Origin of the sequence: Rhizobium sp. Leaf321 (assembly GCF_001423215.1) — a bacterium.
GTDB classification, from domain to species: domain Bacteria; phylum Pseudomonadota; class Alphaproteobacteria; order Rhizobiales; family Rhizobiaceae; genus Neorhizobium; species Neorhizobium soli.
This window is the reverse complement of record NZ_LMOF01000004.1, coordinates 210,202-233,822: the sequence shown is the minus strand read 5'-3', so window position 1 is coordinate 233,822 and position 23,621 is coordinate 210,202. Positions and strand designations below refer to the sequence as shown.

Annotated in this window: 21 protein-coding genes and 1 tRNA gene; 3 read left to right on the top strand and 19 right to left on the bottom strand. The window is 61.2% G+C overall.

The window, feature by feature from the left end; all coding sequences use genetic code 11:
- The first annotated feature begins 442 nt into the window (after positions 1-442).
- A complete protein-coding gene (locus ASF70_RS03715) occupies positions 443-2,380 on the top strand; it encodes a M23 family metallopeptidase (protein ID WP_062577514.1) in 1,938 nt (645 codons plus the stop codon).
- A gap of 68 nt (positions 2,381-2,448) precedes the next feature.
- Here the strand turns inward: ASF70_RS03715 and clpB are convergent, their stop codons facing one another.
- From clpB to ASF70_RS03680, 7 genes are all read right to left on the bottom strand, one after another.
- Positions 2,449-5,049, bottom strand: coding sequence for an ATP-dependent chaperone ClpB (gene clpB, locus ASF70_RS03710; RefSeq protein ID WP_062577547.1), 2,601 nt, complete (start codon positions 5,047-5,049; stop codon positions 2,449-2,451).
- 392 nt (positions 5,050-5,441) lie between these two features.
- Positions 5,442-6,449 carry a DUF4167 domain-containing protein gene (locus tag ASF70_RS03705; protein ID WP_062454272.1) on the bottom strand — a complete coding sequence of 336 codons (1,008 nt, stop codon included), beginning with the start codon at positions 6,447-6,449 and terminating at the stop codon, positions 5,442-5,444.
- Positions 6,450-6,763: 314 nt separating this feature from the next.
- Positions 6,764-7,678, bottom strand: coding sequence for a peptide chain release factor N(5)-glutamine methyltransferase (prmC, locus tag ASF70_RS03700; RefSeq protein ID WP_062577510.1), 915 nt, complete (start codon positions 7,676-7,678; stop codon positions 6,764-6,766).
- Entirely contained in the window at positions 7,675-8,757 is a 1,083-nt protein-coding gene (gene prfA / locus ASF70_RS03695) for a peptide chain release factor 1 (RefSeq protein WP_062577507.1), read from the bottom strand. Before prfA ends, prmC begins: the two co-directional genes overlap by 4 nt.
- 32 nt (positions 8,758-8,789) lie before the next feature.
- Complete coding sequence (gene ptsP / locus ASF70_RS03690; protein ID WP_062577545.1) at positions 8,790-11,057, bottom strand: phosphoenolpyruvate--protein phosphotransferase; 2,268 nt, start codon at positions 11,055-11,057, stop codon at positions 8,790-8,792.
- Positions 11,058-11,138: 81 nt separating this feature from the next.
- A complete protein-coding gene (locus tag ASF70_RS03685; protein WP_062577503.1) occupies positions 11,139-12,413 on the bottom strand; it encodes an aspartate kinase in 1,275 nt (424 codons plus the stop codon).
- A 293-nt stretch (positions 12,414-12,706) separates the two neighbouring features.
- Positions 12,707-13,606: an SH3 domain-containing protein gene (locus tag ASF70_RS03680; RefSeq protein WP_082471734.1), complete on the bottom strand. Its 900-nt coding sequence runs from the start codon at positions 13,604-13,606 to the stop codon at positions 12,707-12,709.
- A 292-nt stretch (positions 13,607-13,898) separates the two neighbouring features.
- Between ASF70_RS03680 and ubiG the strand changes: the two genes are divergently transcribed.
- Positions 13,899-14,645 (top strand): bifunctional 2-polyprenyl-6-hydroxyphenol methylase/3-demethylubiquinol 3-O-methyltransferase UbiG, encoded by a 747-nt coding sequence (ubiG, locus tag ASF70_RS03675; RefSeq protein WP_062577499.1) that lies wholly within the window; start codon positions 13,899-13,901, stop codon positions 14,643-14,645.
- 3 nt (positions 14,646-14,648) lie between these two features.
- Here ubiG and ASF70_RS03670 read toward each other — a convergent pair whose 3' ends face one another.
- The 6 genes from ASF70_RS03670 to ASF70_RS03650 all read right to left on the bottom strand — a co-directional run bounded on the left by ASF70_RS03670 (position 14,649) and on the right by ASF70_RS03650 (position 18,473).
- The gene (locus tag ASF70_RS03670; RefSeq protein ID WP_062577497.1) at positions 14,649-15,734 is read right to left on the bottom strand and encodes an acyltransferase family protein; all 1,086 of its coding nucleotides are present in this window, start codon (positions 15,732-15,734) and stop codon (positions 14,649-14,651) included.
- A 151-nt stretch (positions 15,735-15,885) separates the two neighbouring features.
- Positions 15,886-15,959 (bottom strand) — tRNA-Ala (locus ASF70_RS23860).
- 143 nt (positions 15,960-16,102) lie between these two features.
- Complete coding sequence (locus ASF70_RS03665; protein WP_062454278.1) at positions 16,103-16,531, bottom strand: DUF1178 family protein; 429 nt, start codon at positions 16,529-16,531, stop codon at positions 16,103-16,105.
- Positions 16,528-17,388 (bottom strand): carbon-nitrogen hydrolase family protein, encoded by an 861-nt coding sequence (locus ASF70_RS03660; RefSeq protein WP_062577496.1) that lies wholly within the window; start codon positions 17,386-17,388, stop codon positions 16,528-16,530. The genes ASF70_RS03665 and ASF70_RS03660 overlap by 4 nt, the downstream gene beginning before the upstream one ends.
- A gap of 12 nt (positions 17,389-17,400) precedes the next feature.
- Complete coding sequence (gene grxC / locus ASF70_RS03655; protein WP_062454280.1) at positions 17,401-17,658, bottom strand: glutaredoxin 3; 258 nt, start codon at positions 17,656-17,658, stop codon at positions 17,401-17,403.
- A gap of 56 nt (positions 17,659-17,714) precedes the next feature.
- Positions 17,715-18,473, bottom strand: a complete 759-nt coding sequence (locus tag ASF70_RS03650) for a ComF family protein (RefSeq protein WP_062577494.1) — start codon at positions 18,471-18,473, stop codon at positions 17,715-17,717.
- A gap of 93 nt (positions 18,474-18,566) precedes the next feature.
- Here ASF70_RS03650 and ASF70_RS03645 point away from each other — a divergent pair, with 93 nt between their 5' ends.
- On the top strand, positions 18,567-19,445 hold the full coding sequence (locus ASF70_RS03645; protein ID WP_062577492.1) for a methyltransferase domain-containing protein: 879 nt from the start codon (positions 18,567-18,569) through the stop codon (positions 19,443-19,445).
- A 27-nt stretch (positions 19,446-19,472) separates the two neighbouring features.
- On the opposite strand, the gene ASF70_RS03640 is transcribed toward ASF70_RS03645, so the two are convergent.
- The 6 genes from ASF70_RS03640 to ASF70_RS03615 form a co-directional block, all read right to left on the bottom strand.
- Positions 19,473-19,646: a Flp family type IVb pilin gene (locus ASF70_RS03640; RefSeq protein ID WP_062454283.1), complete on the bottom strand. Its 174-nt coding sequence runs from the start codon at positions 19,644-19,646 to the stop codon at positions 19,473-19,475.
- Positions 19,647-19,707: 61 nt separating this feature from the next.
- Positions 19,708-20,028 carry a hypothetical protein gene (locus tag ASF70_RS03635; RefSeq protein ID WP_062454284.1) on the bottom strand — a complete coding sequence of 107 codons (321 nt, stop codon included), beginning with the start codon at positions 20,026-20,028 and terminating at the stop codon, positions 19,708-19,710.
- A 111-nt stretch (positions 20,029-20,139) separates the two neighbouring features.
- Complete coding sequence (mutT, locus tag ASF70_RS03630) at positions 20,140-20,544, bottom strand: 8-oxo-dGTP diphosphatase MutT (protein ID WP_062577544.1); 405 nt, start codon at positions 20,542-20,544, stop codon at positions 20,140-20,142.
- Positions 20,545-20,552: 8 nt separating this feature from the next.
- Positions 20,553-21,323, bottom strand: a complete 771-nt coding sequence (locus ASF70_RS03625) for a GNAT family N-acetyltransferase (RefSeq protein ID WP_062454968.1) — start codon at positions 21,321-21,323, stop codon at positions 20,553-20,555.
- A gap of 8 nt (positions 21,324-21,331) precedes the next feature.
- Entirely contained in the window at positions 21,332-22,573 is a 1,242-nt protein-coding gene (gene argJ, locus ASF70_RS03620; RefSeq protein ID WP_062577490.1) for a bifunctional glutamate N-acetyltransferase/amino-acid acetyltransferase ArgJ, read from the bottom strand.
- A 57-nt stretch (positions 22,574-22,630) separates the two neighbouring features.
- Positions 22,631-23,509, bottom strand: a complete 879-nt coding sequence (locus ASF70_RS03615; protein ID WP_062577488.1) for a peptidylprolyl isomerase — start codon at positions 23,507-23,509, stop codon at positions 22,631-22,633.
- Positions 23,510-23,621: the final 112 nt, after the last annotated feature.

Genomic DNA, 23,621 nt, shown 5'->3' with positions numbered 1-23,621 from the left:
AACGAAGAAGTCCGTCGCTAGCAGCGCCGCCGCCCTCGTTCAGTGAGCGGGTTATAGATCCGACCCCCAGAACAAGTCAACAGGCCTAGTCGCAAAAACTTCAAGAAAACGGTAAGTTGCTGATTTGACGCTATAAAATCGGAATCCACCAGAAAGAGCCCCAAAACGGGGTATTTGGCGCCAGGTTTATGTGTGCAATCCACCCTGTCTTTGGCCCCGCCTTGAAACCGCCCCGACATCTTCACAATCGCATGGGAAGAGCTTTGCATATGAAGAGTGATTTCGCCCCTATAGAGTACGCGCGAAGGCCAGGGTCTTCGACCCCCGAGCCGAGTTTGACTCATGGCGCTGAAACGGGCACATGTTTGGCCCAAGGTACTGCAGGCAGCATTCCCTTGCTGTCTATGGAAGAACACGCATCACGGGACTGGCAAAGACTGGCATGATGACGGCCCGCAGCATGATACGCACGCTCGGCAACGAACCGCCGATCCTCGCCGATGGCCGTCGCGCGCCGGATCGGCGCGAAATTTCAATGCGCTGGCTTTCCGGCACGTTCCTGACCGGCATTACATCGTCTCTCCTGATGGGCGTCGCGCTGTTTGCAGCGCTTGATGGGCGCCAGCAGCTTGCCACCCCTGCCGAAGCCTCTGCCGCGGTCCCCTCGGATCATGACGACGACATCACGTCGCGCGGCAAGCGCCTGCTCGGCGGCAATATCGTCGCCATGCCGACCGATCGACGGATCATGGAAGTGTCGACCGTCGTTCACGAGGGCAATAAGGAAGTCGTGCGCCGCCGGCCCTTCGCGCATGTGAAGATGAACCTTGCCGTCAACAACGTCGCGCCGGAAGCCTATCCGAAATTCGATCCGCTCAGCATCTTCTCTTCCAGCGAAGCGCCGCCGCCGCCCAACAGCCGCACCGGCGTGATCTACGGATCCAATGTGGAATCCGATGTCAGCCTGCAGACCGTGCCCTTCCCCGTGAAGGGCGGCACTTATGCTTATGCGGCGCCGATGACGCTGGAGGAAGTGGAAGAAAACGTCCGCTCCAACGGATCCGTGCTGACTTCGGGCAATACGCAGCTCTCGGCGCTCTATTATGTCGACCCGCAGCGCTTCTCCTCCGAAGATGAGGATGTCGACCTGACATCGGGTCTCGCTGCGCGCATCGTCGAGCAGAACATGTCGGTCTCGACGCCCGAACCGTTTACCGCCCGCAGCCGCGAATATGCAGACGATATCATCCCGGTCCGCCAGCCGACCACGATCGCCCAGGCAATGACCTCCGTCGGCTACCCCGAGACCAAGGCCCGCGAAATTGCCGGCTATCTCAAGTCGCGGATCGGCAGCGAGGATGTGGCCGCCGGCGACGTGATCCGCATCGGCGTGATCCAGGAGGGCCAGATGGTCCTCGTCGTGCGCGCCAGCATCTATCGCCGCGGCAATCACCAGATCACGGTTGCCGCCGACGACAAGGGTCATTTCATCGACGGCAAGGAACCGCAGATGCTGGATGCGGTGGCATCCGCGTTCAGCGAGCAACCGGCCATCGTCGCCGGTCGTGAATTGCCCGACGTCTATGACGGCATCTATCGCGCCGCCCTCTCCTACGGCATGAACAGCGATATGACGTCCCTGCTCGTCAAGCTTCTGGCCAGCAATGTCGATCTCCAGGCACAGCTGCGCCCCTCCGACATGATCGAGGCCTTCTTCTCCGTCGCGGACGAAAAGGGCCAGGCCAGCCGGGATTCGGAACTTCTCTATGTAAACGCCCGGTTCGGCGACACGACCACCCGGTTTTACCGGTTCCAGGACCAGGATGACGGTTCGGTCGACTACTTCGATCAGGACGGCCGCAGTGTCCGGCAGTTCCTGCTGCGCAATCCGGTTCCGAACGGACGGTTCACATCCGGCTTCGGCATGCGCAACCATCCGATCCTCGGCCGTGCGTTGATGCATACCGGCTCCGACTGGGCGGCCCCGCGCGGCACGCCGATCATCGCGACGGGCAACGGCACCGTCGAAAAGGCGGGCTGGGACAGCGGCGGTTACGGCAACCAGACGCTCGTGCGCCATGCCAACGGTTACGTCTCGTCCTACAATCACCAGAGCGCAATCGCCAAGGGCGTGCGCGAAGGCGCCAAGGTAACCCAGGGTCAGGTGATCGGCTATGTCGGCTCGACCGGCCAGTCGACGGGCGCCCATCTGCACTACGAACTCGTGGTCAACGGAACCAAGGTCGATCCGATGAAGGTGCGCCTGCCCGGCGGCAAGTCGCTCGACGGCAAGGCACTGGCGCGGTTCGAGGAAGAACGCACCCGCATCGATGCGCTGCTGAAGAGCACATCGAAACCGGCCGAAGTCGCCAGCCGCTAATCTTGCCCTAATACGAAAAAGGCCGCCCCGTTTCCGGTGCGGCCTCATTTTTCGATCGCGGTTTGCGTTTATGCCGCTTCGCTCATGCTGCCCTTGATGCGAAACAGCAGCCGGTCTGAGCCCGACGTCACGTTGATCGTCGATCCGTCCGGGATCTGTCCGGCAAGGATCTGCTCGGCCAACGGGTCCTGCACGAACTTCTGGATCACCCGCTTCAGCGGACGAGCGCCATAGACCGGGTCGTAACCCTTGTTCGCCAGCCATTCGCGGGCATCGCTGTCCAGTTCCAGTTCGACCTTGCGATCGGCCAGAAGCTTCAGCAGGCGCTGCAGCTGGATATCAACGATCGCACCCATCTCGTTGCGCTTCAGCCTGTGGAACAGGATGATTTCGTCGACGCGGTTGAGGAACTCAGGCCGGAACGAGGCTTTCACCACGCCCATCACCTGCTCGCGCACGATTTCAGAATCCTCGTCCTCGCGAAGGCCGGTCAGATATTCGGCCCCGAGATTGGATGTCATGATGATCATCGTGTTCTTGAAGTCGACCGTGCGGCCCTGCCCGTCCGTCAGGCGCCCGTCGTCGAGAACCTGCAGGAGAACGTTGAACACGTCGGGATGCGCCTTCTCGATCTCGTCGAACAGAACGATCTGATAGGGCTTGCGCCTAATGGCTTCGGTCAGTGCTCCACCTTCGTCATATCCGACATAGCCGGGAGGCGCGCCGATCAGACGCGAGACCGAATGCTTCTCCATGTATTCCGACATGTCGAGCCGCACCATCGCCGTCTCGTCGTCGAACATGAAGCGCGCGAGCGACTTGGTGAGCTCGGTCTTGCCGACGCCGGTCGGGCCGAGGAAGATGAACGAGCCGATCGGCCGGTTCGGATCCTGCAGGCCGGCACGCGAACGGCGAACCGCGCGCGACACGGCCTGAACTGCATCGCCCTGACCGACGACCGATTTCGCCAACTCGTCTTCCATCCGCAGCAGCTTGTCGCGCTCGCCTTCCAGCATCTTGTCGACGGGAATACCAGTCCAGCGGGACACCACATGCGCGATCGCATCGGGATTGACCACTTCCTGCACCATGGCATTGGTGGAACTGTCCTGTGCTTCCGCCTGTGCGAGCTCCTTTTCGAGATCGGGAATGACGCCGTAGGTCAGCTCGCCGGCCCGCTGGTACTCACCCTTGCGCTGGGCAGTGGCGAGTTCGTTGCGTGCTTCGTCGAGCTTGCCCTTGAGATCGGCGGCAAGTCCAAGCTTCTGCTTTTCAGCCTGCCAGCGCGCGGTCAGCGCATCTGCCTGCTCTTCCAGCGACGTCACTTCGGTTTCCAGCCGCACCAGCCGGTCGGCCGAAGCAGTGTCGGTTTCCTTCTTCAGCGCCTCGCGCTCGATCTTCAGCTGCATGATGCGGCGATCGAGTTCGTCCAGCTCTTCGGGCTTGGAATCCACCTGCATCCGCAACCGCGATGCGGCTTCGTCCATCAGGTCGATTGCCTTGTCCGGCAGGAACCGGTCGGCAATGTAGCGGCTGGACAGGGTCGCGGCCGCGACCAGCGCCGAATCCGAGATGCGGACCTTATGGTGCTGCTCGTATTTCTCCTTGAGGCCGCGCAGGATCGAGATCGTATCCTCGACCGTCGGCTCCTCGACCATGACCGGCTGGAAACGACGGGCAAGCGCCGGATCCTTTTCCACATGCTTGCGGTATTCGTCGAGCGTGGTCGCGCCGACGCAATGCAGCTCGCCGCGGGCAAGGGCGGGCTTCAGAAGGTTGGACGCGTCCATCGCGCCATCCGCCTTGCCGGCTCCGACCAGCGTGTGCATTTCGTCGATGAACAGGATGATCTCGCCGTTTTCCGACTGCACCTCGTTCAACACGCTCTTCAGCCGCTCTTCGAACTCGCCGCGGTATTTCGCACCGGCAATCAGCGCACCCATGTCGAGCGCCATCAGCTTCTTGTCTTTGAGGCTTTCCGGCACGTCGCCATTGACGATGCGCAGCGCCAGACCTTCGGCGATCGCCGTCTTGCCGACGCCGGGCTCGCCGATCAGGACGGGATTGTTCTTGGTGCGGCGCGACAGAACCTGGATCGTGCGGCGGATTTCGTCGTCACGGCCGATCACCGGATCAAGCCGGCCATCGCGCGCTTCGGTCGTCAGGTCGCGAGCATATTTCTTCAGAGCCTCGAAGCCCTGTTCAGCGGTCGCGCTGTCGGCGGTGCGACCCTTGCGCAGGTCATTGATGACCTGGTTGAGACCCTGCGCCGTCAGCCCCGCCTTCTTCAGGCTGGCCGATGTCGAGGCCGAGCTTTCGATCAAAAGCGCCAGCAGCAGTCGTTCGACCGTGACAAAGCTGTCACCGGCTTTCTTGGCAGCTTCCTCGGCCGTCGAAAACACTTTCGCCAGCGGCTGCGAAAGATAGATCTCGCCATTGCCGCCGGAAACCTTTGGCAGTTTGGAAAGCGCCGCATCGTTTGCAATCCGCGCATCCTTGGCGCTGCCGCCTGCGCGTTCGATCAATGCGGAAGCCATGCCCTGGTCGTCGTCGAGCAGAACCTTGAGCAGGTGCTCTGGCGTAAACTGCTGATGACCAGCGGACAGGGCCTGGGTCTGGGCAGACTGAAGGAAGCCCCGTACCCGCTCGGAATATTTTTCGATGTTCATAAGATAAACCTCCTGAATCGCCCTGCCCTCCATGGAGGCACAGACCGATGATTGAGATGGGGCTCCCTTCAAAGGCGAACCCGGCCGGCCAACCGGCCTTGATGAAGATATGGGAGCGCGATTTTGCGATTTAAAGAAGCGGACAAGAGGATTTAGGCGATATTGGCGCGGCGTCGATCGAGCCGGGATCGCGCGATGTCGTCGAGCCGACAACTCGCCGCCGCACCCGGGTAAGACCGGCAAGGTAACAGGTGCAAAACGTGCAAGGGACAGGATCCAAGACGAGCCAGGTGCAGCATGGCGATCTCCCGCACGAGCATTCGGCTACCCCTCAAAGAAAAACTCCGGCCTTTCGACCGGAGTTTTCATATCAATCGTAGTGTCAGACCGGCTTATTCGCCAGCTTCTGCCAAGGCCGGCTTGTCGTCACCGTCGCCGGCATCTCCGCCGTCTGCCGCATCGGCATCCTTGCGGGTCTGGCGACGTGGACGGTTACCTGCCGTGCGGCGACGGCGTGGCGTGGCTTCCGTCTGCGATTCCTCTTCGACCGAAACCTCGACCGGCGTGCCCTCGATATCAGGCTGCGGGCCGGATCCATCGACCACAGGCGCAACGGCTACCGGAGCTTCGGTGACCTGAGGCGCGCGCTGTCTGGTCCGTGTCGGAGCGACCGGCTGTTCGGCAGCCGGTGCAGCAGGCTGCTCCATCGGCTGCTCGCTGCCCTGTTCAGGTGCGCGCTCTGCACGGTCCTGACGCTCTGGGCGGTCGGGACGTTCCGGGCGACGCTCGCGGCGCTCGTTTCGGTCACGCCGGTTTTCGCGCGGCTGCTGGTCCTGGCCGGACTGGCTGCCCTGGTTGTGCCCAGAGTTTTGACCCGGGTTCTGTCCAGAGTTTTGACCGGAATTCTGGCCTGAGTGCTGTCCAGAGTTCTGGCTGGAATTATGCTCGCGGCGTGGCTGCTCGTCCATCATCGGCTGTGGTGCGTAGCCCATATCGTCGCCGTCACCCTGATCCATATCGTCTTGATCGATCGAGTTGCCGTCGCGGTCCTGGTATTCGCCACGCTCCTGATGCTGGAAACGGTCCTGCATCTGTGCCTGCGCTGCAGCAATGATGCGGTAATAGTGTTCCGCATGCTGCAGGTAGTTTTCGGCCATGACACGGTCGCCTGCGCTTTGCGCATCACGAGCAAGCGTCGAGTATTTTTCGGCGATGTGCTGAGCGGTGCCGCGGATTTTTACATCCGGGCCGGAGCTGTCATAGGACCGGCTGAGCGGGTTGCCGCCCTTGCGATTGAAATTGTTGTTTCCACCGCCGCTGCCGCCGCCGCCGCCATTGCTGCTGCCGCCATTGTTGCTGCCACGCCCCCGACCGCGCTTGTTTTGCTGTCCTGGCCTCATATATCGTTCACCAACTCTCTGTCTTCGCTGATAAAAGGCCACGCGGCCCGCCGGTCATCGCCGGAACAGGACTTCGCGTGCCATGCGCAGGTCGACCAAGGCGGCCTGCCGCTTTCAAAGTCAAATTACCTGATCACGCACTGGATCTGCTCAACCTGCTCGGTCTTCGAAAAGAGCCGGTTCTACGGTTGACCTTTTAGCGAGAACGAATCGTTGTTCACTCCCAGCCGCCCCGATGCGTGATTTACGCTAACTCGCTTCCTGAAGGATTCCAAGCCCTTTCTTTTGCTTTGCAACATCGAAAGCCTGGATAATCAAGGGCCACCTCTCGTAAAGACAAGCACGCGATCGTTGTTACCATAATCACGTCTTGCTTGCGTCAAGATGAAGCCTGCATCCTCAAAGATACGTGTCACCGTGTCTCGCTGATCGAACCCGATCTCGACGCCGATCGACCCTTCGTCCTTGGGAAACGAGCCGTCTTCCTGTGGACCGCGCAGTTCGAGAAAGTGCTCGGCCTGCGATGCGATTGCCCGGTAGGCATCCAGGCCATCGGGTCCGCCGTCCAACGCGGCCGGCGGATCGAAATCGCGAACTTCCGGCTCTAGTTCAGGAATGACATCGCTTCTGATATAGGGCGGGTTTGACACGATTATGTCGAAACGCCCGTCAATTGCGTCAAACCAATGACTTCTGACGCCCTGAAACCGCTCGCCAAGATCAAGACGTTGCGCATTGCGCGTCGCCGTCGAAAGCGCATCGTCAGAGATATCGGAGCCGACGCCCGTCGCTTGCGGAACCTCGCTCAGCAGTGCCAGAATGATGGCGCCGGTCCCGGTGCCAAGATCGAGCACGCGGGCATGGCCCTTATCCGCAACGATCCGTCTGAGCACGGGCAGCATGCATTCGACCAGGAGTTCGGTATCCGGCCGCGGCTCCAGCGTCTCTTTCGAGAGCAACAGGTCCAGCCCGTGAAACGCCCGCATTCCTAGAATACGGTGAACCGGCTCGTGACCCAGCCGCCTGGCCACCGCGTCCGCAATCCGGGCCATGTCGAGGGCATCGACAACACGGTCGCCATCAACGAACACCTCGGTCGAGGAAAGTCCCAGCAAGCCGCCGATCAGAAGCCTTGCCTCGATGGCCGCATCGGCGATCCCTGCTGCGGCAAGCTGCGCCCTTGCATCCGCCACCACCGCCTTCAGCACAGACGCCGGGTGCTGGCTCATCCGTGCTGCTCGCCAAGCTGCGCCAGCTGTCCGGCCTGATAATCCGAAATCAGCGCATCGACGACTTCGTCGATCTCGCCGATCATCATCCGGTCGAGCTTGTAGAGCGTCAGGTTGATACGGTGGTCGGTCACACGTCCTTGAGGGAAATTGTAGGTGCGGATGCGCTCCGAACGGTCGCCCGAGCCGACCTGGCTCTTGCGGTCTGCGGAGCGTTCGCTGTCGGCTTTCTGCCGCTCCATGTCGTAGAGCCTCGAGCGCAGGACCTGCATGGCTTTTGCACGGTTCTGGTGCTGCGATTTCTCCGAACTGGTGACAACCAGCCCCGTCGGCAGGTGGGTGATGCGAACGGCAGAGTCGGTGGTGTTGACGTGCTGGCCGCCGGCGCCGGATGCCCGCATCGTATCGATGCGGATATCGTCCGCCTTGATCTCGATGTCGATCTCTTCCGCTTCGGGCAAAACTGCGACTGTCGCAGCCGAGGTATGGATGCGCCCCTGCGTTTCCGTATCGGGCACGCGCTGCACCCGGTGCACGCCGCTTTCGAATTTCAGCTTGGAAAACACGCCGCGGCCGGTCACGGTGGCGATGACTTCGCGGAAACCGCCCGCTTCGCCGTCGCTGGCAGACAGCACTTCCACCTTCCAGCCATGGGCACTCGCGTAACGCTCGTACATGCGAAACAGGTCGCCGGCAAACAGCGCCGCCTCGTTACCGCCGGTGCCGGCGCGGATTTCCAGGATAGCACTGCGCTCGTCGGCTGCATCCTTGGGAAGCAGCAGGATCTGCATGTCCTTTTCCAGCTGCTCGATGCGCTCTTCCGCATCCGGCAGCTCCATCTCGGCCAACTCGCGCATCTCGCGGTCGGTCGCCTTGTCGACAAGCATCGCCCGAAGGTCGGCGACTTCAGTCAGCGTCTTTTCATATTCACGGCTCTTGGTGACCACCGGCTGCAACTCGGAATATTCCGACGCAAGCTTTACATAGACATCGGCAGCCGGACCTTCCGACATGCGCGCCTCGATCTCGCCGAACCGGCGTTCCAGTTCGCGCATCTTTTCGACAGGAAGCTTCGCCACCCAATCACTCCACTCTTGTTCTTTGTGTTTTTCTATACGGGAATGTTGTTGGTTTCCGCAAACCGCAACAGCAAATTGCGGATCGGCTCGTCCGAGCGCACGTCGTCCAGCGCGGCGTTCAGTTCCTCAGCGAGCAGGCCCGCATCGAGACCGAGCAGCATCGCCTTCACCGGCCCGATCGAGGTTGCCGCCATCGACACCGAGCGGAAACCGACGCCGATCAGCGCCATGGCCGAAAGCGGCTTGCCGGCCATCTCGCCGCACAGCGTCACCGGCGTGCGGTTCTTATCGCCGGCACGCGCGATGTCGCGCAGAATGCGCAGGAACGGCTTGCCGAGAATATCGAACCGGTCGGAAACACGCGCATTGCCCCGGTCGGCGGCCATGGCGAACTGGAACAGGTCGTTTGAACCGACCGACACGAAATCCACTTCCGCCATCAGTTCATCCAGCTGCCACATCAGCGACGGCACTTCCAGCATCGCGCCGAACTGCAGCTTGCGCGGCAGGCTGTGGCCGAATTTGGAGAGATGCTGGACTTCCTTCTGGAACAGCTCGCGCACCGCGCGGATTTCTGAAACCTCGGTGATCATCGGCAGCATCATGCGAAGCTCTGCACCCGCGGATGCCCGCAGCAGCGCGCGCATCTGGGTGCGCAAAAGGCCGGGCCGGTCAAGTGACAGGCGGATCGCCCGCCATCCCAGCGCCGGGTTTTCCTCTTCCTGGCTGCGCAGGTAGGAGACCACCTTGTCGCCACCGATATCGAGCGTGCGGAACGTCACGGGAAGGCCAGCCGCCTGACGGATCACGGCGCGATAGAACGCCTCCTGCTCCTCAAGCTTCGGCATGGTCGAGGCAATCATGAACTGCAGCTCGGTCCTGAACAGGCCGATGCCCTGCGCGCCGGATTCGGCAAGCTGCGGAAGATCCACCAGCAGGCCGGCATTCATGTTGAGGCTGATCGCCTTACCGTCCTTGGTGACGGGTTCGACCGAGCGCAGCGCCTTGAACTGCTCCTGGCGCCGGGCCCGCAGCTTGACCTTTTCCTCATAGGCCTTTTGCAGATCGGCCATCGGGCGCACATGCACCTGGCCGTCGTCGCCGTCGATGATGATCGGATCGCCGTTTTCGGCAAGCGCCACCAGACCCGTCGCCTGGCCGACAACAGGAATGCCCATGGCACGGGCCACGATCACCACATGGCTGGTGACAGCGCCTTCTTCCAGCACAAGACCACGCAGGTTCTCGCGCGGGTAATCGAGCAGTTCCGCCGCACCCATGGCACGCGCCAGAATGATCGCATCGATCGGGAAGTTTTCGTCCGTCGCCCGGCCGGAATAGCCGGTCAGCTGGCGCAGCAGCCGGTTGGCCAGATCGTCGAAATCGTGCATCCGCTCGCGCAGATATGGGTCGGTCAGGCGCATCATCCGCGCCTTCGTGTCGCTCTGCACCTTTTCGACAGCGGCTTCCGCTGTCAGCCCGTTATGGATCGCCTCTTCCATGCGGCGCACCCATCCCTGGTCGTGCGCAAACATGCGGTATGTCTCGAGAACCTCGCGGTGCTCGCCCTCCTGCGCCACGTCGCGGCGCTGCAGCATGTCGTCGATCGAGATCCGGAGCGATCCGAGCGCTTCGGCCAGACGGAGGATTTCCTTGTCCGAGTCCTCGTTGAGAAGATTGGTAACGACGATGCGCGGCTCGTGCAGCACGACATGGCCGAGCCCGATGCCCTCGTTATAGCCGTTGGCCGCGATCGTGACGGCGCGGGTGAGGTCCAGCTCCAGCCCCGGTGCCGTGATCTTCTTCAGGTCGCCGGTCGCGATCATCTCGGCGATCACCATCGCCGTCGTCTCGAGCGCCTCGACCTCGTCTTCGCGGTAGTTGCGGCTGGCCTTGTTCTGCACGACGAGAACGCCGAGCGTGCGGCCGGCGCGCAGGATCGGCACGCCAAGGAACGAATGGTAAATCTCTTCGCCGGTCTCGGGCAGGTAGCGGAATGCTGGATGCGCCTGCGCATCGGAAAGATTGAGCGGCTGTGCCGAGGCGGCAATCGTGCCGACCAGACCCTGCCCCATCTTCAGCTGCGATGTATGGACAGCCTCCTTGTTGAGGCCCTCGGTGGCATAAAGCTCGAGCACACCATCGGAGCGCAATACATAGACGGAGCAAACCTCCGCCACCATGTTGCTGGCGATCTGGCGCACGATCCGGTCAAGCCGCTCCTGCGGCTCAAGTGGCTCGGCCATCAACTCGCGGAGCCGCTTCAGAAGAACGCGCGGCCCGGCCGACATGTCTCTCATCGGCATCATTGCTCCCGAATGCATCTTTAATCCGGAAGTGGCCGCGCGAGTTTCACACCCACGCGGCGAACCGGTTGACGATCAAGTCTTATCGAGACCGTAGGCGGAATGCAAAGACCGAACTGCAAGTTCCGAGTAGTCGCCGGCGATCAGGATCGAAATCTTGATTTCCGAGGTGGTGATCGCCTTGATGTTGATCGACTTTTCGGCAAGTGCCTTGAAAGCGGTCGCCGCAACGCCAGCATGGCTGCGCATGCCGATGCCGATCACCGACACCTTGGCGAGACCCGATTCGCTCTGCACGACGTCGAAGCCGATCTTGTCCTTGTTGTCTTCGAGAACGCTGATGGCCTTCGCCACGTCCCCGTAAGGCACCGTAAAGGTCATGTCGGTCTTTGATCCGTCCTCGGAAATGTTCTGGACGATCATGTCGACATTGATGTGATTTTCGGCCAGCGGGCCGAAGATGGCGGCAGAAACGCCGGGCCGGTCGGAGAGACGACGCAGGGAGATCTGCGCTTCATCCTTGGCGTAGGCGATGCCGGTGACGACTTCCTGTTCCACGATCTCTTCCTCGTCGCAAATCAAAGTACCGGGCGGGTTGATGAGGTCGCCCATGCCCGGTGCATCGGGATCCTCGAAACTGGAGCGCACGAAGGTGCGGACCTTGTGAACCATGGCAAGTTCCACAGAACGCACCTGCAACACCTTGGCGCCGAGTGATGCCATTTCGAGCATTTCCTCGAACGAAATCTTCTTCAGGCGCCGCGCCTTGGGCACGATGCGCGGGTCCGTCGTATAGACGCCATCGACATCCGTATAGATGTCGCAACGATCGGCCTTGAGAGCGGCAGCAATCGCCACCGCCGAAGTGTCGGAACCGCCGCGACCGAGCGTCGCGATCCGGTTGTCCGGGCCGATGCCCTGGAAGCCGGCAACGACGGCCACCTGGCCCTCGCCCATCCGCTTGATGATGTCGGAACCGTCGATTTCCTGAATGCGTGCCGCGCCGTGCGCATTGTCGGTGCGGATCGGCAACTGCCAGCCCTGCCAGGAACGCGCGTTGATCCCCATCGACTGAAGCGCGATCGCAAGCAGACCTGATGTCACCTGCTCGCCGGAGGCGACGACGGCATCGTATTCGCGCGCGTCGTAAAAGGGAGAGTCAGCACCATTGACCTTCGGCGTGTCCTGTACCCAGCCCACCAGCTCGTTGGTCTTGCCCGACATGGCGGAAACGACGACGGCCACTTCATGGCCCGCGTCGACCTCGCGTTTCACATGGCGTGCCACATTGTGGATACGGTCAAGATTGGCGACGGACGTGCCGCCGAACTTCATCACGATGCGAGCCATTCGACAAAAACCACTGTTTCGTCCCGGCACGAACCGCTGGAACGTCTGCTTCCCGTTTCTCTGCTATCCAGGCCTCAAGGCCTGGAGTCACAAAGTTGCGGGGGTCTCATATCGAAAAGGGGCTGGCGGTGCAATGGCCGGAACAGGCCAGAACGGTACGCCCGGCAAAAACCGGAGGCAGTATTTCGCGATTATCCGCGGAAAATCGCCGAACATGAAAAGGGCCGCTTTCGCGGCCCCCGACTATCATCAACTATAACCGTTCACGGCGGAGCTCGTCCACCGTTATCGCCTTAGCGATTGCGGCAACCCGGGCCGACGCACTGCTCAGTTTCACCCTGCGGGGCGCGACGGTCGTTATTACGCTCTGCACGCGGTTCCTGACGACGTTCTTCTCTGCGTTCGTCATTGCGCTCGGCACGCGGCGGCGGGCGGCGATCGTCCCTGCGGTCATCGCCACGATCCATGCGCGGCGGTGGTGGGCGACGGTCGTCGTCGCGATCAATCCGCGGTGGCGGACGGCGGTCATCCCGGTCGCGGTCGATACGCGGTGGTGGAGGGCGACGGTCGTCGTCACGATCGATACGCGGCGGTGGGCGACGATCGTCCCGGTCTCGGTCTCGGTCGACGCGTGGCGGGTCGCGGCGGTCACCGCGATCACGGTCCCAACCGGGACGGTTGTCCCAGCGGTCACGATCGCGGTCGCGGTCCCAACCCGGAGGCGGTGGCGGCGGACGTCTGTCACGATCCCAACGCGGCGGTGGCGGCGGCTGACGATCGGCGCGCCAATTGTAATCGCGCCAGCGATCACGTTCGCGATAGAAATTGCGCTCTCTGTAATGGCGGCCCCAGTAGTCGTTGACTTCGAAGGTCACCGTCGGGATGCCGAGACCCTGATAGTAGTCGGGCGCGACATAGACGCGGTTCGAACGGTACGCCGCCTGGACATAGTTTCCCGACACCCAGCCACGACCGCCGTAGAACGAAACGTCGCACCAGTTCACGCTGCTCATGCAGCCGTTGATGGTAACGGTCGCGCTGACCGGGATCACTGTGACCGCCGGATAGGCGGTGCTCGGACCTGACCGCATGTTCACGTTCGCGGTTGCGAATCCCTGCACGGCAGCCGAAGCAATCGACGGCGCCAGCATCAAGGCGCCGAGAGCGGCTACCCGTAAAAGTAACTTTTTCACCTGTTTCCTCCTGGAAAACATAAGCGGTCGGAATTGCTTCCGTTTTGCGCCCCGTAATTTTCAGCCTAAATGCTCGGAACGGCCTATTGTTCCAGTTGTCGGCTGAATGGCGAATGAATGATGTATTTGACTGTCATTCACCCTTTTTCTCCTCGCCGTAAGCAACGGTTCATCCCCGCCTGCTCACTGGAAAACAATGACTAAGCTGTCGCGCGACCTCCGCGGCGATGTCACCCCTTGACATCAACCCGGGATCATCCGACTTCAGGCCCTAGTACGAGAGGATGACGATATGACCGAAACCACACGCAGCACAGTCGATAAGGACCAGGTTGAATGGTTCTCGAAAATGGCAGCTGAGTGGTGGAACCCGACAGGGAAGTTTCGGCCTCTCCACAAGTTCAATCCGGTCCGCCTCTCCTATCTTCGCGACCGGATCTGCGAGCATTTCGGCCGTGACCCCAACGGTCACCAGCCGCTTGCCGGTCTTCGCATCCTCGATATCGGATGTGGCGGCGGTCTGTTGTCGGAGCCGATGGCCCGCATGGGTGCGACCGTTGTCGGCGCGGACCCGTCAGAAAAGAACATCGGCATCGCTTCCACCCACGCCGCTGAGACCGGCGTCACCGTCGATTATCGCGCAGTCACCGCCGAAGACCTGGCCGCATCCGGCGAAATGTTCGACGTGGTCATGAACATGGAAGTAGTCGAACACGTCGCTGACGTCGATTTTTTCATCACGACTTGCGCGTCGCTGGTGAAGCCAGGCGGCCTGATGTTCGTGGCGACCATCAACCGCACGCTGAAAGCCGGCGCGCTGGCGATCTTTGCTGCGGAAAACATTCTCCGCTGGTTGCCGCGCGGCACCCATCAGTACGACAAGCTTGTGCGCCCGGAAGAGATCGAAAAGCCGCTGTCAAAAAGCGGCATGGAGATCATTCACCGCACCGGCGTGTTCTTCAACCCGCTCAGCGACCGCTGGAACCTGTCATCCGACATGGACGTCAATTACATGCTGCTGGCGCGGCGTCCGGGCTGACCTTCAGTTCTTGACGACAGCCGTGACGGGTGTTGCGGCGTCGACGGATCCACCCTTGCGGTGCAAAAGCGAGGCCCAACGGGGCCGCTCGAACAGGAAGTTGCCGATCCCTGTCGCCCTGACAATCGCGTAGACGATGAGCGAGCTCACGATCGACACGATCATCACCGAAACGCTCAGCAGTCCCGTGTCGGTAATCAGTCCGGTCTTGAGCGCCACTGCCCTGAACAGAGACATCGGAATGGTAAAGGCGAGGTAGACGACAAGCGAATGCTTGCCGAGCCAGACCAGCCAGCGCGAGAACGGCAGTTGGACGACGAGGCCGCAAGCGATGCAAAGCGCCAGCGTTCCAGCGACAGCAAGCACGAAATGCATCCCTGGCAACACCGCAGACCCCATCTGCATCCCGACCGGTTGAACCGCATAGCCGGATGAAAACACGAGCACTCCGTTGACCAGCGCCCAGACGCACAGCGCAGCCCAGGCTCTCGCCGGATAGCGCTGGCAGAGATCGACCAGCTTCAGAATAGCGGGACCCGTCAGGAAGCCGAGATAGAAGAAGACGAAATACGCGGCAAACTGCGTCACCACGTAGCTCGCCGAGTGCGGCGACCAGACCTCAAGGCCGATCGCGACCGGAAGAACCACCCAGGCCGGGACAGACAGCTGGTAGAACAGCTTCGTCACCAGTCCGAAAATGGCAAGCAGATAGACGAACCACAAAACGCCGTAGGGCTGGACCATCGCAAACGCCAGCTCCTTCAGCATCTTGCTGAGATCGAGCTCGTAGACCCCGATCTTGAGGCCAAGCATGATCGTGACCCAGAGCACGTAGAAATAAAGGTAATGGACCACCCGGCGGTCGACGAACTGCAAACACGGGCGGGCGATAACCTGCGACAGGAACAGACCCGAGATCAGGAAGAATTCCGGCATCCGGAATGGCGTGGCGAAACCGATGACATAGTGTAGAAAGCCGACCTGCCCGGTATATTCGCCGGTATTGTAGGCCGAGTACATCATCACAACCAGGATGATCGAGACACCTTTGGCGGCGTCGACCCACGCTAAACGATCAATCTTTTCCATGCTGCAGAGCACTTTCTGTCTGATCAAGGTTACGGGGACGCCCTTGCGATGTGATCGCAACGATCCGGCCTGTTCGGTCTAAATCCAAAGGGTCATGTCGAATGCGATGTTGGTGTCAACGTCTGCCAATTCGTCGCCGGAGTGTGGCCCTTGGAGAACTGGGCAGGATTTGAACCTGCATGTACGGGCTTGCGGGCCCGCTCCATTTCAGTCTGGCACCAGTTCATCACGGACGGCTTTCGGCAGCCCGTCCGCAGAGATAGCGCAGTCAGGTTAGAGTTCGGTAAACCGGCATGGTAAAGATGCATGTCTTGGAAGAAATACTTACAAGATACTTCCGACATCGCTAATGAACTTGAAGACCGGCGTCAGTTGCCGTCTTCCGGGAGCGTCGGCAAGGGGGCGATGTCGATGCCCTCATCAATCAGCTCGCGCACGTCGTCGAAACTTGCCTTGCCGATAATCCCGCGCGCATCGGCCTCGCCGTAATGGATCTTGCGCGCCTCTTCCGGAAATTTCTCGCCGACATCTTCGGAACTGGCGCGGATACCGGCGACGGCTTCCTTGAGCTTCGCCATCACCTCATGGCGCGCCATATTCATCGCCAACTCCTGCTTGGCTTCCTTCTTCCGTGCTGTCGAAACGGAGGGCGCCATCAGGGATTTTGAGATCGCGGTGGAATTGCAGACCGGACAGGTTAAAAAGCCGCTTTCCACCTGGCGGTCGAAATCGGCGCTTTGGGCAAACCAGCCTTCAAACGCATGTCCGTTCTCGCAGCCGAGCGAATATTTGATCACGCCGCCTCTTCCCCGTCACCGCGGCCGGGGACGATCGCCACGGAAAACTCCCGGGCATTCTTGAGGTTGGGGATCTTCTGGCGTGCCGCCCGGACCTGGTCGAGATCGATCTCGGCGATCAGGATCTCTTCGCCGGTGCCGCCAGCCATCGCCAGAACTTTACCCCAGGGATCGACGATCATCGAATGACCGAAGGTTTCGCGGCCATCTTCGTGGGTGCCGCCCTGCGCCGCAGCTATTAGGAACGTGCCGTTCTCTATGGCGCGGGCCCGAAGCAGGATTTCCCAATGCGCCTCGCCCGTCTGGCGGGTAAAGGCAGCCGGAACCGTGAGGATTTCGGCGCCGGCCAAGGCCTCGGCCCGAAACAGCTGCGGAAACCGCACATCGTAGCAGATCGCGAAACCGAGCCTGCCGAAACCGAGGTCGGCAACCCGCGCTTCGTTGCCGGGTTCATAGGCCGAACTCTCGCGCCAGCTTTCACCGTTGTCGAGATCGACATCGAACATGTGGATCTTGTCGTAGCTGCAGACGGTGGCTCCGTCCGGCGAAAACAAGAAAGCGCGGTTGGCGATCTTGCCGTCGTCGCGGGCAATGGCGGTCGAGCCGATATGCAGGAAGACGCCGAGCTCTCTCGCCAGATCCCGGCCCGTCGAGACAATCACGTCGTCCGCCTCGCCCCGGAGCACCTCGCGCGCTGCCTTGCGGTCGCGCTGCAGCATGCCAGTCATTTCTGGCGTCTGGATATAGGTCGCGCCTAAGGCTGCAGCGTCACGGACAAGGCGCGCCATGTCGGCCGCATTCCTGACCGGATCGACGCCCGAACACATCTGGATCGCTGCAACCTTGACCGCGGTCATTGAAAAATCTCCTCAGGCCGCCAGAAGCGGATCGAGCTTGCCGGCACGGTCGAGCGCATGCAGGTCGTCGCAACCGCCGACATGCCGACCATCGATGAAGATCTGCGGGAATGTCGAACCGCCGTTCGACTTCTGCACCATTTCGGCGCGCAGTTCCTTCGAATAGGTCGCGTCATGCTCGGTAAAGGCAACGCCCTTGGATTCGAGCAGCGCCTTGGCGCGGGCGCAGTAACCGCAATATTCGCGGGTGTAAATGATCACATCTGCCATGATTTTCTCCACGTACTGTCAGGACTTTGTGCAGCGCGTCACAATTGCCGTCTCTGTCATATAGGCCCGGCAATGGCCATTGCAAAGGTCAAAACCGTCACCTCGGCAGCCCCGGCCCGCTTCAGCGCCCGGGTTGCGGAAGACACTGTCGCGCCGGTCGTGAACACGTCGTCGACCAGTACGATATGCTTGCCGAACACGTCCTGTTCGCGACCCGCGGCCACCTTGAACGCGGCGCGGACGTTCTCCTCGCGGCCCCGCGCGGTCAACCCCACCTGACGCCGCGTGCTCTTCGTGCGCAGCAATGTTGCTGCAAGAAAGGGCTTTTCGGATTGAGCGGCGAGATGCCGGCCGAGCTCGGCTGCCTGATTGAACCGGCGCCAGAACATGCGCGAGCGATGAAGCGGCACCGGGAGAATAGCGTCGCAATCGGCCACATGGGTCTCGCAAGCGCGCAGCATCCACCCGGCCATCATTGCGGCGAGGTCGGTGCGATCCCTATATTTCAGCGCATGGACGAGCGAGCGTGCCGCACCTTCGTGGATTGCCACAGCCCGCAGGCGGTCGAACACCGGGGGATTGGCGATCGCTTCCGGCGAGATCAGCAATTGCTCATCCAAAGCGGGATCGGAAGGATCATAGGAGAACGGAAGGCCTAGAACCTCGCAGTAAGGACGTTCGATGAAGCGCAGACCGCGCCAGCACTGTGCACAGAAACCGCGATGGCTGCCGGTGATCACGCCGCATCCGGGACAGGCTGGCGGGTAGACGACGTCGCCTATCCGGCGTGTCCAGACGGACGCGGCCGATACCATGCTCCTTAGCGATCGCAAGGCGTGGGACGAAGACATGCTTGACATTAATCGATGGAGAGCGACTTTGCGACCCGCGGAAATTGAGTGGAAAACATGGACATCATTTTTGACGCCGAACTGGTCGAAGCACGGCGCCGGCGTGCGATTACCGCTGGCGACCACAACGCGGCGTTTTTGCTGGATATAGCCGGACGCGAACTGGCCGAGCGGCTGTCCGTGGTCGAACGGCAGTTCGAACAGGGTGTCGAGTTGCATGGCGGTACCGGCACTGCAGCCCGCGAAGCGAAAGCAACCGGCAAGATCGACAACATGGTCCGGGTCGAGAGCGATCCTACCTTCGCCGTCTCTGGCGAAGACATCACGGTCGCACCGCTCGACGATGTGCCGCTTGAGCCGGATACGGTCAATCTCATCGTCTCACCGCTCGCCCTTCACTTGATCAACGATCTTCCCGGCACGCTGGTCCGCATCCGCCGGGCGCTGAAACCGGATGGGCTGTTCCTTGCCGCCATTCCCGGATCCGGCACGCTTGCCGAGCTGCGCGATGTACTTCTGTCGGCCGAGGTGGAAATGACCGGGGGCGCTAGCCCGCGTGTCATTCCGTTTGCGGACGTGCGCGACGTCGGCGGGCTACTGCAGCGGACGGGTTTTGCCCTGCCCGTGATCGATGCGGAAACCTATACGGTGCGCTACGACAACCTGTTTGCATTGATGCGGGACTTGCGCGGCATGGGCATGACCAATGCGCTCGCTGGCCGCAGCCGCAAGCCGCTGACGAAGAGCTTTTTCCTGAAAGCCGCCGAGCTTTATGCCGAGCGCTACTCGGATCCGGATGGGCGCATCCGGGCCACGTTTTCGATCATCTACGCATCGGGATGGGCGCCGCATGAAAGCCAGCAAAAGCCCCTGAAGCCGGGATCGGCCAAGATGCGGCTGGAAGATGCGCTGCGCGGATCGCAGAACGAAAACTGATAGGTCAGGGTAACGATCGGGGGAGGCTCAGGTAATCGGCTTGTCGACCTTGCCGCCGAGGAAGCTGAACATATTGCTGAGCGCCGAGGAAAAAGCGCCGAAGCCGGCGAGCAAGGCGGCCGATATGATTGCGATGATCAGGCCGTACTCGACAGCCGTCGCCCCACATTCATCGCGCATGAAGGAACGCAGGAGACGCATGACTTGCCCTTTATCCGGTAAACCGCTGATCTGTCGCCCGACTATAGCGACTAATCGTTAATTAGCAGCCATCGTTTGCGCCGTAGCCCTGTACGATGCAGACGGAGCCCGGCGTGTCCTGAAGTACGCTACGGCGGATCGTGTAGGTTTTCGTGCCCTTCTCGACCGGCTTGATCGAGCCGGTGGTGATCATGTCGAAGTCCTGCTTGACCGTTGCCAGCCGCTGCTGGTCATCGTGACCGGCGAGCATCGGCGTCACGATCAGCGCAAGCGCAACCGCAGCGGTGCCAAACAGCAGAGCAATATTGAGGGCGCCGGTCCTACCGGATCTGTGCTTTGCCCGCTGGCGGGCCTGCACAGTTTTCCAGAATTCGTCTTCCATCGCTGAAAAGCCTCGTCAACGCAGTCACTGATCCCCCTGACGATGCCACGATGGGCTGAATTAAAGGTTAACAGGCTCTGAATTCGACTGCGCTAATTCGATTGATCTCGATCAGACAAGATCCTGAATGATCGGGATCAGAGGCTCGTCGGCGGGCGGCATCGGATAGTCCCGAAGCGCGTTCGGCTTGACCCACTTGATCGCCTGCCCCTCGCGCCCGTGCGGAATGCCCTCGAAACGGCGACAGACATAGAGCGGCATCAACAGATGGAAGGTTTCATAAGTGTGGCTCGCAAATGTCAGCGGCGCGAGGCAGGCTTCCTTCGTCTGGATCCCGAGCTCCTCGTCGAGTTCACGGATCAACGTCTCCTCGGGCGTTTCGCCAGGCTCCACCTTACCCCCCGGAAACTCCCAGAGCCCGGCCAGCGACTTGCCCTCAGGGCGCTGCGCAAGCAGGATGCGGCCATCGGCATCGATCAGCGCGCAGGCTGCAACGAGAAGAATTTTCCTCGACATGAGATCGGTCACCCTTTGCGCCAGTAGCGGTATTCATAGACCTTGCGAAAGCCGAACTGGCGATAGAGGGCAATCGCCGGTTCGTTGTCTGCCTCCACCTGCAGCCATGCCGAACGGGCACCGCTGACGCGCGCCCAGCGCAGTGCCGAGGCAAGTATTTCCGAGCCGATGCCCTGCCGCCGAACCGTTTGCGACACGGCAAACGACATGACGCCCGCAAGATCGTTGTCCTGCACGCAAAGCGCCACGGCGACGGCGCCGTGACGTGGGCTTTCCTTGATGAAGAAGCCCGATTGCGGCTTGATGGAACTGAGGATCTCCGCCAGTGCCGGCTTCAGCGCTGCGTCGTCCTGCCCCACTGCAATGCAGGCATCGACGAAACGGCCGATATCGTGGCTGGGAAGATGACCGAGCGTCGGCGGCAGCGGAAGGTGGGCGAGATCGCCGATCATCACATCTGCGGTCTCGAACATCTGCCAGCCATCATCCTCCAGATGACGGATCAGGTGCGGCGGTGCGAGCGGCGTTTCGCGCACCACCAGAGACCGTCCGTAATCGGCAAAACGCTTTCTGGCCTTCGAGAGCCGCAGGTCCATGTCCCGATAATCCGACGGGTCGAGCGGCACGATGCAGTTCAACCGCTTCGACGGATGGCTCCCCGTCAACCGAACCTGCCAGCTGCCGTCATAGACCACGGACGCCGCGGGCCAGGCCCGGAAGCCGACCGCTTCCAGCCTTCGAACCAGGGGCAGATCGGCTTGAACGGGAGATGCGGTCATATCCGTCATCAGCTCCGGTAATCTCCGTTGATGGCGACGTATTCCTTCGTGAGGTCGCAGGTCCAGACCGTGGCGGTGCCGGAGCCAAGTCCGAGTTCGACCTTGACCGGAATGTCCTGTCCCTTCATCACGTTGGACGCGGCCTCTTCCGAATAGGAAGGATCGCGTTCGCCATTAACGGCAACGCGGACATCGCCGAACCAGATCGCCAGCTTGTCGCGGTCCGCCGCTTCGCCGGCCTTGCCGACGGCCATGACGATACGGCCCCAGTTGGCGTCTTCGCCGGCGGCGGCGGTCTTGACCAGCGGCGAATTGGCGATCGACAGCGCGATCGTCTTGGCGCTAGCATCGCTTTCAGCACCCGTGACAGTGATTTCCAGCATCTTGGTGGCGCCTTCGCCATCGCGGGCAACCTGGATCGCCAGGTCCTTCAGAAGCGCGTTCAACGCATCCCGGAAAGACGACAGCGCCGGATCGGCGGGATCGGTGATCTGCGCCTGGCCGTCTGCAGCAGCAGCCCCCGTTGCAAACAGCATCAGCGTATCGGACGTGGACGTATCGCTATCGACCGTCATGGAATTGAAGCTTGGCTCGACGCCTGCAGAGAGAAGCGACTGCAGCACCGAAGACGAGATATCGGCGTCGGTGACGACGAAAGACAGCATCGTCGCCATGTCAGGCGCGATCATGCCAGCACCCTTGGCAATGCCGTTGATCGTAACCGCGACGCCGCCGATCTCCGCCATGCGGGTCGCGACCTTCGGATAGGTATCCGTGGTCATGATCGCCTTGGCAGCCTCCTGCCAGAAATCGCCCGTGGCCGACCCGTGCATATCGCCAAGCACGCCTGCAAATTTCGTGGCATCGAGCGGTTCGCCGATGACGCCTGTCGATGCGAGGTAAATTTCATTCTCGCTGCATCCGACAGCAGCCGCTGCCGATTGTGCGGTAAGTTCCGTTGCCTGGCGGCCCTTGGCGCCGGTAAACGCGTTGGCATTGCCGGAATTGACCACCACGGCCCGCGCGGTGCCATGGGCTAAGTTCGCGCGGCAGAAATCCACCGGTGCCGACGGGCATTTCGACTTGGTGAACACGCCGGCCACCGCTGCCGGTGCGTCGAACACCATCAACAGCACGTCGGTACGGTTCTTGTATTTGATGCCGGCGGCAGCTGTCGCCATGCGGACGCCGCGCAGGGCCGGCATTTCGGGATAGGACTTCGGGGCGAGCGGCGAGACGGAAGAGGACATCTGAACAACCTGGCTGAATAGGAAAGGGCCCGGATATACCGGGCCCAGATGCGAATTTTACTGCTGTGCCGGTGCCGGCGCTTCTGCACCGTCCTGCATCTTGCTCACGTCCTCGTAGCCCTTCTTCAGGCCCTCATCCATGATCTCGATCTTCTGGTCGGCCTTCGCCTTTTCGATGATGGCGACATACTTGTCGCGCATCACGAGCTGCTTGACCTGGTCTTCGACCTGGTCGAGTGCCGGCGGAGCGGCTTCGCGCTTGTCGATCAGCTTGATGACGTGAAAACCGAACTGGGTCTTGACCGGGGTCTTGGTGTAGGCGCCCTTTTCGAGGGCAAACGCGGCCTGCTCGAATTCCGGAACCATGCGGCCCTGGGCAAACCAGCCGAGATCGCCACCTTCGTCCTTGTTCGAATCCTGCGACTTTTCCTTGGCAATGGCTGCGAAATCGCCACCCTTGTCGAGGTCGGCAATCACGGCCTTTGCTTCATCCTCGGTCTTTACCAGGATATGGGCGGCATTGACCTCTTCCTGCTTCGGGATCGACGCGATTTCCTTGTCGTAGCGTGCCTTTACTTCTTCGGGCGTCGTGGCATCGACCACGTGCTTGCGGAAGTAGGCGTTGTGCAGCTCGCGATCGCCGATATAGGCCATGCGCTTCTTGTAGTCCTCGGTGTTACCAAGGCCTTCGGCGGCAGCACCGCTTGCCAGAAGCTTCACGTCGATTGCGCCGGAAAGGGCCGCAACCTTCTTCTGTTCTTCGGGAAGCTGGGCCAGCTGCGGGTCGAGGTTCTGGACCGCGACGTCGAGTTCGGCCTGAGTGATGTTCAGGCTGCCCACCTTGGCGACGACCGTATCGTCAGCGGCGAAAGCCGGGGCCTGGACGAAGATCGCAGCGGCAATAGCAGCCGATACGAGAAGTTTGTGGCGCAGCATCGAGTTACCTTTCGATTGGTGAACCGGATCCAGAACGTCTGGCACCGGCCGGAAAACCTTCACAAACACCGGATTGTGGCCATTCTGTATCGGCCGTCACCGTTGACATAAT